A 10027-nucleotide genomic window follows, 5' to 3' on the forward strand; every position below is an offset into this window, starting at 1 on the left:
GGATATTAGGGTCGGTGGAGTAGCTGGTGCCCGGCCAATCTGACCAGAAGCCATTTAGCGCCGCAGATTTCTTCTTAGAGGATCTTCCTCGTACTCTGTTCCCGCTGACTACCAACAAGATACTTGTTGAGCAGGGAAATGCAGAGCTTTTGGCGTTTGCCGAAGGTCTGATTGCCGGCAGAGGTACCTTTTTGCCTCAACGTCGGGTGTACGCGAATAAGGATCCCTTGCACTTACGGCGCACTGTCAAACTCGATCCGGTAGCAGAGTTTTATTTCTATCACATCGTTCACAAGAACCGGAACAAATTTCGAAAACCGCACCGCATTGAGCGCCAGCATTTTGGCTATCGATTTGAGCATGGTCGTCCGATATCTCCATCTAAAAGCTACGCCGACTTTAAATCTGCGGTAGCAGACGGTATATTCCGGACTGAGGAGTTTTGTTATTTCGACGTCTCATCATATTTCAACGGTCTTTATCATCATGACCTGCATGCGTGGTTTGCAGCTTTAGGTCCAGACGACCCATCCGATTCAGTGGCGTTTGGTAAATTTCTCCGGGAAATCAATGCTGGGCGATCACTCGACTGCCTGCCGCAAGGCCTTTATCCAGCAAAAATGATTGGGAACGATTTCCTTCGTTTCTTAGAAGAATCTTCGACGATCCGCGCCGAGCGGATTGTACGCTTCATGGACGATGTGTATTTGTTCGGCAACGATCTGAACGCGCTATCCTCTGACTTTTCGCATGCGCAGAGGTTGCTGGGACTCAAGGGCCTTTCAGTCAACGCCAGCAAGACCCGCAACGCAGGCATGCCTCAGACTGACGAGGTGGATGACCAGTTGGGCGAACTGAAGAAGAGGTTGCTACAGCGGCGGCGGCAGATAATCATTTCACATTACTACGAGATTGACAACGAAGTCACCGACGAGGCTGATGGAAGCTTCGAGCTCGATGATGATGAGCTAGAATTCATCCTATCTCTGCTGAATGCGGGGAATCTTAGCGAGGAGGACGCAGAGCTCATTATGGTTGTGATGCGCGATCATGTAGCAAAAATTGAACAACATCTTAGATTGTTTGCTAGTGGTTTCCCTCACCTTGCCAAGAATTTTTTGGATTATGTAGTGAAGCTGCGGACAAAGAGGCTGTTGCGCGCATAATACTGGATGTGACCGGGGCCGGTAAACACGTAGGTGAATTTCAGTTATTTTGGTTCGGTATGATGCTGGAGAGTTATCTGCTGGACACAGCAGTGGCGCCTGATCTCGTACACGCCCTGTTCAGGCATGAAAGCGCGACCGACATATCCCGCGCCAAGATCCTAGAAATTCCGGACCTTCGCTATGGTTTGCCAGAGATGCGTGAGACGTTCCTTCGTGAGGGCAGATCCGACTGGCTAGCATGGGCGTCGGCAGTTGGATCGCGCCGTATGGACAAGCAAGCTAGAAATTACCTGCTCGATTATTTTGCCAACGGCTCTTCAATGAACAAGCTAATCGCTACTATACTTCAGAAGCAATGAGATGCATCTGCGCCGGACGCCGCCCGGCGACCCTCAGCGCACCCCGGCGCTTCTGGCCCTCAGCTTGATCGGCTCGGGCATGGCGGCCTCCCCATTGTCGATCGTGACAGCTGAAGCGCGCCCAGAGCCGTCAAGCGGGCTCGGCCGTTGGCGGCGGGGCCGTGCGTTCCGTCACACCGACGACGTCTCGTTTCGTCACGCTGCCCGCCTGTTCGCCCGCGCGCTCATGTCGCCCGCTTCCCGCTTGGAAAGGGGGCGTGCGGATGCTACGGGACCGCCGATGGCGGGATCGTGCGCGGATTCCGCAGACCCGATTCTACCGCATGGGCCTCCGGTCCGGGCCGTGCGACGATCCAGCGCCGAGGGAGCCTCGCCATGAGCCATGACGCCGCCGCCGAAAAGCACCTGTCGAACTCGTTCTTCGGCGCCTCGCTGGCCGATGCCGACCCCGAGATCGCCCGCGCCATCGAGCTCGAGCTCGGCCGCCAGCGCGACGAGATCGAGCTGATCGCCTCGGAGAACATCGTCTCCCGCGCCGTGCTCGAGGCTCAAGGGTCGGTGATGACCAACAAATACGCCGAAGGCTATCCGGGCCGGCGTTATTATGGCGGCTGCCAGTTCGTCGACATCGCCGAGAAGCTGGCGATCGAGCGCGCCTGCCGGCTCTTCGGCTGCGGCTTCGCCAACGTGCAGCCCAATTCCGGCAGCCAGGCCAACCAGGCCGTGTTCATGGCCCTGATGCAGCCGGGCGACACCTTCATGGGCCTCGACCTCGCCGCCGGCGGGCACCTGACCCATGGCGCGCCGGTCAACCAGTCCGGCAAATGGTTCAACGTCGTCTCCTACGGCGTCTGCGTCGTCGACCAGCTCATCGACTATGACGCGCTGGAGCGGCTCGCCCGCGAGCACAAGCCCAAGGTCATCGTCGCGGGTGGTTCGGCCTATGCCCGGCACTGGGACTTCGCCCGCTTCCGCGCCATCGCCGACGAGGTCGGCGCCTGGCTCTTCGTCGACATGGCGCATTTCGCCGGCCTCGTCGCGGGCGGCGCCCATCCCTCGCCGTTCCCGCACGCCCATGTCGCGACCACGACCACGCACAAGACCCTGCGCGGCCCGCGCGGCGGCATGATCCTGACCAATGACGAGGCGCTGGCGAAGAAGTTTAACTCGGCGATCTTCCCGGGCATCCAGGGCGGGCCCTTGATGCATGTCATCGCCGCCAAGGCGGTCGCCTTCCAGGAGGCGCTGCAGCCGGAGTTCAAGATCTACGCCCGCGCCGTCGTCGAGAACGCCAGGGCGCTCGCCGACACGCTCAAGACCAAGGGCTTCGATCTCGTCACCGGCGGCACCGACAACCACCTGATGCTCGTCGACCTGCGCTCCAAGAAGGTGACCGGCAAGGCGGCCGAGATCGCGCTCGGCCGCGCCCACATCACCTGCAACAAGAACGGCATCCCCTTCGATCCCGAGAAGCCGATGGTCACCTCGGGCATTAGGCTGGGCACGCCCGCCGCGACCTCGCGCGGCTTCGGTGTCGCCGAGTTCAAGAAGGTCGGCGAGCTGATTGCCGAGGTGCTGGACGGGCTCGCAGCCAATGGCGAGGAGGGCAATGCGGCGACCGAGCAGGCGGTCAAGGCCAAGGCGCATGAGCTGACGGGGCGCTTCCCGATCTATTGAGGAGCGATCTGACACATCAGCGGCTTGAATGAGCTGCCCTACAGCATTACATACAGGTTGGTGCTGGAGGTCGGTATGCAGAAGCAAGCCGTGACGATGCGAGAGCTGCAGAAGATGTCGGCGGCGACCATCAAGGCGCTGCCGCATGCTGTTCCGATACAGAGCGACGGGGAAACTGTCGCCTTTCTGACGCCACTGAGGGAGCCCGACCCTGAGGCATGGAAGCGCGTCCTTGATCAAATCGAGGCGCATCATGCCCAGCTGAGCCCGGACACGAAGGCTTGGCTAGAGCAGTTCCTCGACGCGCGCGAACAGTGACCATCGGCCGCCAACCCTCGGCTGCTCTGGTCGTTGACACCAACATCGTGCTGTCGATGGTTTTGGGCTTCAGGCTACGGGGGTCTGGGACCAGATTGCAACACGCAGGCGTCTGCTGTTTTCGGTGGACTCCGTTGCGGAGTTGATGGCCGTGCTCTGGCATCTGCGGGATCGGGCACCAGACGCAGAACATGACGCGAGAATCGTGCTGCGTCTGATCGAGGTCCCAGCGGAAGCGCGTTATCACTTGTCGCTGGTGCCGGCAGCAGACGCTCTCCGTAACGCCCCCGCCTCTCGGAACGGCAGCGTCAAGGACGCCCACATTCTCGCGCTCGCCTGGACCTTCGACGCCGACATCTGGTCGCATGACCGCGACTTTGCGGGAACGGGCTGGCCGTCCTGGTCCAGTGCCAATCTCGCCGCTGCCCTGAGCACGGAGGCCGGTGCCTCCGCTGCGCAACCCTGAGCCCACCATGCGCTGTCCCTATTGCGGCTCCCTCGACACGCAGGTGAAGGATTCGCGCCCGACGGACGATTCCGCCGCCATCCGCCGCCGCCGCGTCTGCCCCGATTGCGGCGGCCGCTTCACCACCTTCGAGCGGGTGCAGTTGCGCGAGCTGACGGTGGTCAAGCGCTCGGGACGGCGCACGGTCTTCGACCGCGACAAGCTGCAGACCTCGATCGAGGTGGCGCTGCGCAAGCGCGCCGTAGCGCCCGAACGGATCGAGCGCATGGTCAACGGCATCGTGCGCCAGCTCGAAAGCTCGGGGGAGGGCGAGATCGCGAGTTCCGCCATCGGCGAACTGGTGATGGAGGGGCTGAAGGCGCTCGATGACGTCGCCTATGTCCGCTTCGCCTCGGTCTACAAAAATTTCCGCGAGGCCCGCGATTTCGAGGCGATCCTCGGCCAGCTGAGCAGCGACGAGGAGGCGGACGAGGCCGCCCCCCCGACCCGGACCGATGGCTGAGGCGACGGCGGACCGCGCCGCAATCGACCGCGACTTCATGAGACAGGCGCTGGCGTTCGGGGCGCGCGGACAGGGCACGACCTGGCCGAACCCCTGCGTCGGCGCGCTGGTGACGCAGGAGACTGCCGACGGGCCGGTCATCGTCGCGCGCGGCCACACCCAGCCAGGCGGCCGGCCGCATGGCGAGGCCAACACCTTCGACCGCGCCGGCCCCAATGCCGCTGCCGGCGGCACGCTCTATGTCACGCTGGAACCCTGCTCCCACCGCACCATCCGCGCCGCGACCCCTTGCGTCGAGCGCACGATCCTCGCCGGTGTCCGCCGCGTCGTGGCTGCCATGGCCGACCCCAATCCGCGCTTCCAGGGGCTGGGCTTCGCTTTGCTGCGCACGGCCGGCATCGAGGTCACCACCGGCGTGTTGGAAGCGCAGGCGCAGCGCGCCCATCGCGGCCATGTCCTGCGCGTGACGAAAGGGCGGCCGATGGTGACCTTCAAGATCGCTCGTACGGGGGATGGCTATGCCGGCGGGCCGGGCGGTTCTCGGCTGGCCGTGTCCTGCCCGGCGGCCAATGGCTGGGTCCATCTCCAGCGCGCCCATCATGATGCGATCATGCTGGGAATCGGCTCTGTTCTGGCGGACGACCCGCAACTGACCGTGCGCCTGCCCGGCATGGCGGCACGCTCGCCGGTGCGCGTCGTGCTGGATTCGCAGTTGCGGCTGCCTGTGGCGTCGAAACTGGTGCAGACCGCGGCCGAAGTACCCGTCTGGGTCATGGCCTCCGAGACGGCGCCCGTCGAGCGCGAGCGAGCGCTCGTCGCCGCAGGGGTCGAGGTGATGCGCGTCTCCGCCGACGCGCAGGGCCATCTCGATCTCACAGAGGCGCTCACCCTGCTCGGCACGCGCGGCATCACCCGCGTCTTTTCCGAAGGCGGACCGACCGTGGCGGAGAAACTGGCCGTCGCCGGGCTGCTGGACGAGGTCGTGGTCTCCACCTCTCCGAGTGCGCTCGGCCAGCCCGGCGTCGTCGCCGTGCGTCCGGGCCTTGCAGCGGCGCTGGCCGACCCCGATCTCTACCGCCTTGCGGAGACCGGCCTGATCGGCCACGACCGTTTCGAGCATTTCGTGAGGACAGGCTGATGTTCACCGGCATCGTCACTGCCATCGGCACCGTCGTCGAGAGCGAGCGCAAGGGCCCGAGCCTGAAGCGGCTCGCCATCGCCTGCCCCTATCAGGCCGATGGCATCGAGATCGGCGCCTCGATCGCCTGCGCCGGCGTCTGCCTCACGGTGACGGCGCTGCGGCCGCGCAGCGATGGCGAGCCCGGCTGCGTCTTCCAGGTCGAGGCCGCCGCCGAGACCCTGGCCAAGACGCTGGTCGGCCAATGGAAGGTCGGCAGCGCGATCAATCTCGAGCGCTCGCTCAAGGTCGGCGACGAACTCGGGGGCCATCTCGTCACCGGCCATGTCGACGGCGTCGGCCAGATCCTGACGATCGAGCCGATCGCGCCGGATCCGGACGAGCCCTGGGGCGCGACGGCCCGCTTCCACATCCGCGCGCCGCAGGGGCTGGCGCGCTTCATCGCCGCCAAGGGCTCGATCTGCCTCGACGGCACCTCGCTGACCGTCAACACGGTCGAGGACGACGTCTTCACCGTGCTGCTGATCCCGCATTCCTTCGCGGTCACCACCTGGGGGCAGCGCAAGGCGGGCGATCCCGTCCATGTCGAGGTCGATCTGATGGCGCGCTATGCCGCGCGGCTTGCAGAGGCGCGTGCGGAGGTCTAACCAGCGGCCTCATCATTTCGAATAGGACAAGAACCATGGCCGGACCCCGGCAATCCTCGGCCGCACCGGCCGCAACTTCGGCCGTCGATCTCGACGGCGCCCGCGTTCTCGTGGTCGAGGCGCGCTTCTACGACACGCTGGCCGACGAACTGCTGGCAGGCGCGCTCGCCGTGCTCGACGAGGCGGGCTGCCGCGTCGATGTCGTCACCGTTCCCGGCGCGCTGGAAATTCCCTCCGCCATTGTCATCGGTCTGCGCGCCGCCGACGAGGCGGTAGACCCTTACGAGGCGGTGGTCGCGCTCGGCACCGTGATCCGCGGCGAGACCGGCCATTACGACATCGTCGCCGGCGAGAGCTCGCGCGCGCTGATGGACCTCTCGGTCGCCTTCGCGCTGCCGCTGGGCAATGGCATCCTCACCGTCGAGAACGAGGCGCAGGCCTGGGCGCGCGCTAACCGGTCCGAGATGGACAAGGGCGGTGGCGCGGCGGAAGCGGCGCTGTCGGTCCTGCGCTACAAGCGCTCGCTCGGGGAGCAATCCTCATGAGCAAGCCGGACTCGAACCGCGCCGAGATGCGCCGCGGCGCGCGGCTCTCGGTCGTGCAGGCGCTCTACGAGATGGAGATCGGCGGCCGCGGCGTGGTCGAGGCCATGGCCGAGTTCGAGGCCTTCTGGATCGGCAAGCTGGTCGAGGACATCGAGTTGCCCAAGGCCGAGATCGCCTTCTTCCGCGACCTGCTCGGCGGCGTCGTGCGCGAGCAGCGCCTGGTCGACCGCTCGGTGGACGAGGCGCTGGCCTCCGGCTGGCCGCTGAAGCGGATCGAGGCGGTGGTCCGGGCGATCTTCCGCGCCGGCGCTTATGAACTCGCCTTCCGCAAGGACGTGCCGGCCCGCGCCGTGATCTCCGAATATGTTGCGGTCGCCCGCGCCTTCTATGAAGGCGAGGAGATCGGCATGGTCAACGCCGTGCTCGACAAGCTCGCGCGCGACTTCCGTTCCGACGAGTTCGACGCGCCCGCGGCGTGAGATGGTGAGATCGGGGCGGGGCATCGTCTACACGATCCATACGCGTGAACGGCTGCGCGAACGCCGTATTCCGACGAGTTGGGTCGAGGCCATTCTTGATGCTCCTCTGATCGATGAGCCTGATCCCTCTGGCGATGGTCGGCGTCGATGCTGGGGCCGCATTCGCGAATTTGATGACCGCATGCTGCGGATCGTCTATGTTGCCGAGACAGACTTGATCCGTGTGATCACGGTCACGCCCGACCGCAACCGGGGACGCCGCACGCCATGAGGCGCGACATCGCCACCACTTACGATCCCGAAGCCGACGCAGCCTATCTGCGGGTTGGCGAGGGCCGGATCGCGCGGTCGGAAGAGGTTGCCCCAGGCATCGTGATCGACTTTGCAGAGGACGGCGGGGTGGTCGGAATCGAACTGCTCGACGTCCGACGGACCGTGGCTGGTGGCCGCATGCATTTCGCTCGGTCGGAAGCGGCGGAGTAGCGGTCTGGAACGCCCCGGCGAATTTGAGCTGATCGCCCGCTATTTCGCCCCGATCGCCGGGCCGGGCGGGCTCGGGCTGATCGACGATGCCGGGCTGCTGCGGCCGGCGCGGGGCTACGAGATCGTCGTCACCGCCGATGCGCTGGTCGCCGGCGTGCACTTCTTCCCCGATGACCCGCCTGGCTCCATCGCGCGCAAGGCGCTGGCGGTGAACCTCTCCGATCTCGCGGCCAAGGGCGCGAAGCCCGAAGGCTTCATCCTGGCGCTCGCTTTGCCGAAAGGCTGGACCGAAAGCTGGCTCGCCGCCTTCGCCGCCGGGCTGAAGCAGGCCGCCGACGAGGGAGCCTGCCCGCTGGTCGGCGGCGATACCGTCTCGACGCCTGGCCCGCTGACGCTCTCGATCACCGCGTTCGGCAGCATTCCGGCCGGCCGCATGGTGCTGCGCTCCGGCGCGAAGCCGGGAGATCTGCTTGCCGTCTCGGGGACGATCGGCGACGGCGCGCTCGGGCTGAAGGTTCATGGCCCCGCCGCGCCGCCCTGGGTCGAAAGGCTCTCATCCTCCGATCGCGGCTTCCTCGCCGATCGCTATCTCCATCCGCAGCCGCGCCTGGGTCTCGCCGCCGCGCTCCAGGCTCACGCCTCGGCTGCCATGGATGTCTCGGATGGCCTGGTGGGCGACCTCGCCAAGCTGCTGAAGGCCTCCGGGTTGGGCGCCGAGGTCGATCTCGACGCCGTGCCCCTGTCGGAGGCGGCGCGCGCTGCGATCATGGCCGATCCTGCGCTGGCGGAACTGGCCTGGACCGGCGGAGACGACTACGAAATTCTCTGCACGGCTTCGCAGGGAGAATATCCTGCTCTGGTCGCGGCGGCCGCGGCTGCCGGCATCCCGCTGACGGCGATCGGCGTGGTGACCGGGACGGCCGGGGCCATACAATATCGCGAGAAGGGCAGCGCGCGCCATTTCGCCGCCGGCTCCTTCGCTCATTTCTGAAGTCGGCCTCCAGCCGCCTTCGCGGGGACGGCAGAGCCATGAATCAGCATGTTCCGGTCGCTGACGCAGACGCGCTCGCCAAGCGCAACTCGGTCGTTCTAGCCTGCGCCCAGGCGCTCGGCGGCGCCAGCCCCTCGATCGTCATCTCGCTCGGCGGCATCGTCGGCTCGCAACTCGTCTCCGATCAGACCTTCGCCACCGTGCCGGTCAGCCTGATGCAACTCGGCATCGCCGTCGGTGTCATCCCCGCCGCCATGCTGATGCGCCGCCACGGCCGCCGCAACGGCTATCTCATCGGCGCGCTGATCGGAGCGACTGCCGCGAGTGTCGCCGCTGCCGGCGCCAGCACGCGACTGTTCTGGCTGTTCTGCTTGGGCACCTTCGCCTGCGGGCTCTATGGCGCCTTCGTCCAGAGCTACCGCTTCGCCGCCGCCGATGCCGCGACAGAGAGCTTCCGCCCGCGCGCCATCTCCTGGGTCATGATCGGCGGCATCGCAGCCGGCGTCATCGGTCCGCAATCGGTCTATTGGACGCGTGATCTCACGCCGGCCGCTCCCTTTGCCGCCAGCTTCCTGGCCCAGGCCGCGCTTGCCCTGATCGCCATGCTCGTCATCCTGCAGCTGCGCGCCCCGCCGGTGGCGCAGGTCAAGGCGAGCGGCGGCCGGCCGCTGGGCGAGATCATGCGCCAGCCGAAATTCATCGCCTCGGTGACGGCGGCGCTCGTGGCCTATGGCCTGATGAGCTTCGTCATGACGGCGGCGCCGCTTGCGATGGTCGGCTGTGGCCATTCGGTCGGCGATGCCGCGCTCGGCATCCAGTGGCATGTGCTGGCGATGTTCGGGCCGAGCTTCTTCACCGGGCGTCTGATCGCGCGCTTCGGCAAGGCGCAGGTGACGGTGGCAGGCCTGCTGCTCACCGCGCTCGCCGCCGTGATTGGGCTCACGGGCCTCAGCGTCGCGCATTTCTGGATCGCGCTGGTCGTGCTCGGGGTCGGCTGGAACTTCGGCTTCATCGGCGCGACCGCGCTGGTGACCGACTGCTACCGGCCAGAGGAGCGGGTGAAGGTCCAGGCCGCCAACGACTTCCTCGTCTTCGGCTCGGTCGCCATCGCCTCCTTCTCCTCGGGCGGGCTGCTCCATGCTGGCGGTTGGGAGAGCGTCAACTGGCTGGTGTTTCCGCCTGTGGCGGTCGCGATGGCGCTCGTTGCCTGGCAGGCCTCGGGCCGCCGGGCGCAGCCGGTCTGATCCAGGCCG

14 protein-coding genes are annotated in these 10027 nt (G+C 65.8%); all 14 read left to right on the top strand.

The window, feature by feature from the left end; translation table 11 throughout:
• Window positions 1-26: 26 nt before the first annotated feature.
• The 14 genes from Q8M82_RS13020 to Q8M82_RS13085 all read left to right on the top strand — a co-directional run bounded on the left by Q8M82_RS13020 (window position 27) and on the right by Q8M82_RS13085 (window position 10018).
• A complete protein-coding gene (locus Q8M82_RS13020; RefSeq protein WP_305691771.1) occupies window positions 27-1166 on the top strand; it encodes an RNA-dependent RNA polymerase family protein in 1140 nt (379 codons plus the stop codon).
• Window positions 1167-1174: 8 nt separating this feature from the next.
• Window positions 1175-1528 (top strand): hypothetical protein, encoded by a 354-nt coding sequence (locus tag Q8M82_RS13025; RefSeq protein WP_305691772.1) that lies wholly within the window; start codon window positions 1175-1177, stop codon window positions 1526-1528.
• Window positions 1529-1903: 375 nt separating this feature from the next.
• Window positions 1904-3205 (top strand): serine hydroxymethyltransferase, encoded by a 1302-nt coding sequence (gene glyA, locus Q8M82_RS13030; protein ID WP_305691773.1) that lies wholly within the window; start codon window positions 1904-1906, stop codon window positions 3203-3205.
• Between the two features lie 75 nt (window positions 3206-3280).
• Window positions 3281-3523: a hypothetical protein gene (locus Q8M82_RS13035; protein ID WP_305691774.1), complete on the top strand. Its 243-nt coding sequence runs from the start codon at window positions 3281-3283 to the stop codon at window positions 3521-3523.
• A 145-nt stretch (window positions 3524-3668) separates the two neighbouring features.
• Window positions 3669-3989 carry a PIN domain-containing protein gene (locus Q8M82_RS13040; protein WP_305691775.1) on the top strand — a complete coding sequence of 107 codons (321 nt, stop codon included), beginning with the start codon at window positions 3669-3671 and terminating at the stop codon, window positions 3987-3989.
• Window positions 3990-3996: 7 nt separating this feature from the next.
• Complete coding sequence (nrdR, locus tag Q8M82_RS13045) at window positions 3997-4491, top strand: transcriptional regulator NrdR (RefSeq protein ID WP_305691776.1); 495 nt, start codon at window positions 3997-3999, stop codon at window positions 4489-4491.
• Window positions 4484-5629 (top strand): bifunctional diaminohydroxyphosphoribosylaminopyrimidine deaminase/5-amino-6-(5-phosphoribosylamino)uracil reductase RibD, encoded by a 1146-nt coding sequence (gene ribD, locus Q8M82_RS13050; RefSeq protein WP_305691777.1) that lies wholly within the window; start codon window positions 4484-4486, stop codon window positions 5627-5629. The genes nrdR and ribD overlap by 8 nt, the downstream gene beginning before the upstream one ends.
• Complete coding sequence (locus Q8M82_RS13055; protein WP_305691778.1) at window positions 5629-6276, top strand: riboflavin synthase; 648 nt, start codon at window positions 5629-5631, stop codon at window positions 6274-6276. The genes ribD and Q8M82_RS13055 overlap by 1 nt, the downstream gene beginning before the upstream one ends.
• A 35-nt stretch (window positions 6277-6311) precedes the next feature.
• Entirely contained in the window at window positions 6312-6821 is a 510-nt protein-coding gene (gene ribH / locus Q8M82_RS13060) for a 6,7-dimethyl-8-ribityllumazine synthase (protein WP_305691779.1), read from the top strand.
• Complete coding sequence (nusB, locus tag Q8M82_RS13065) at window positions 6818-7300, top strand: transcription antitermination factor NusB (RefSeq protein ID WP_305691780.1); 483 nt, start codon at window positions 6818-6820, stop codon at window positions 7298-7300. The genes ribH and nusB overlap by 4 nt, the downstream gene beginning before the upstream one ends.
• A 1-nt stretch (window position 7301) precedes the next feature.
• Window positions 7302-7571, top strand: a complete 270-nt coding sequence (locus Q8M82_RS13070) for a DUF4258 domain-containing protein (RefSeq protein ID WP_305691781.1) — start codon at window positions 7302-7304, stop codon at window positions 7569-7571.
• The gene (locus tag Q8M82_RS13075; protein ID WP_305691782.1) at window positions 7568-7783 is read left to right on the top strand and encodes a DUF2283 domain-containing protein; all 216 of its coding nucleotides are present in this window, start codon (window positions 7568-7570) and stop codon (window positions 7781-7783) included. The genes Q8M82_RS13070 and Q8M82_RS13075 overlap by 4 nt, the downstream gene beginning before the upstream one ends.
• A 4-nt stretch (window positions 7784-7787) precedes the next feature.
• Complete coding sequence (gene thiL, locus Q8M82_RS13080) at window positions 7788-8774, top strand: thiamine-phosphate kinase (protein ID WP_305691807.1); 987 nt, start codon at window positions 7788-7790, stop codon at window positions 8772-8774.
• A gap of 38 nt (window positions 8775-8812) precedes the next feature.
• Entirely contained in the window at window positions 8813-10018 is a 1206-nt protein-coding gene (locus Q8M82_RS13085; RefSeq protein ID WP_305691783.1) for an MFS transporter, read from the top strand.
• Window positions 10019-10027: the final 9 nt, after the last annotated feature.

It is taken from the genome of Allobosea sp., from assembly GCF_030694325.1.
GTDB lineage: Bacteria > Pseudomonadota > Alphaproteobacteria > Rhizobiales > Beijerinckiaceae > Allobosea.

Bases quoted from the DNA above. Each gene is read 5' to 3' on its own strand.
- nrdR (WP_305691776.1), top strand. From the start codon at position 3,997: ATGCGCTGTCCCTATTGCGGCTCCCTCGACACGCAGGTGAAGGATTCG.
- Q8M82_RS13040 (WP_305691775.1), top strand. From the start codon at position 3,669: ATGGCCGTGCTCTGGCATCTGCGGGATCGGGCACCAGACGCAGAACAT.
- ribD (WP_305691777.1), top strand. From the start codon at position 4,484: ATGGCTGAGGCGACGGCGGACCGCGCCGCAATCGACCGCGACTTCATG.
- Q8M82_RS13070 (WP_305691781.1), top strand. From the start codon at position 7,302: ATGGTGAGATCGGGGCGGGGCATCGTCTACACGATCCATACGCGTGAA.
- glyA (WP_305691773.1), top strand. From the start codon at position 1,904: ATGAGCCATGACGCCGCCGCCGAAAAGCACCTGTCGAACTCGTTCTTC.
- Q8M82_RS13055 (WP_305691778.1), top strand. From the start codon at position 5,629: ATGTTCACCGGCATCGTCACTGCCATCGGCACCGTCGTCGAGAGCGAG.
- ribH (WP_305691779.1), top strand. From the start codon at position 6,312: ATGGCCGGACCCCGGCAATCCTCGGCCGCACCGGCCGCAACTTCGGCC.
- Q8M82_RS13075 (WP_305691782.1), top strand. From the start codon at position 7,568: ATGAGGCGCGACATCGCCACCACTTACGATCCCGAAGCCGACGCAGCC.
- Q8M82_RS13035 (WP_305691774.1), top strand. From the start codon at position 3,281: ATGCAGAAGCAAGCCGTGACGATGCGAGAGCTGCAGAAGATGTCGGCG.
- Q8M82_RS13085 (WP_305691783.1), top strand. From the start codon at position 8,813: ATGAATCAGCATGTTCCGGTCGCTGACGCAGACGCGCTCGCCAAGCGC.
- nusB (WP_305691780.1), top strand. From the start codon at position 6,818: ATGAGCAAGCCGGACTCGAACCGCGCCGAGATGCGCCGCGGCGCGCGG.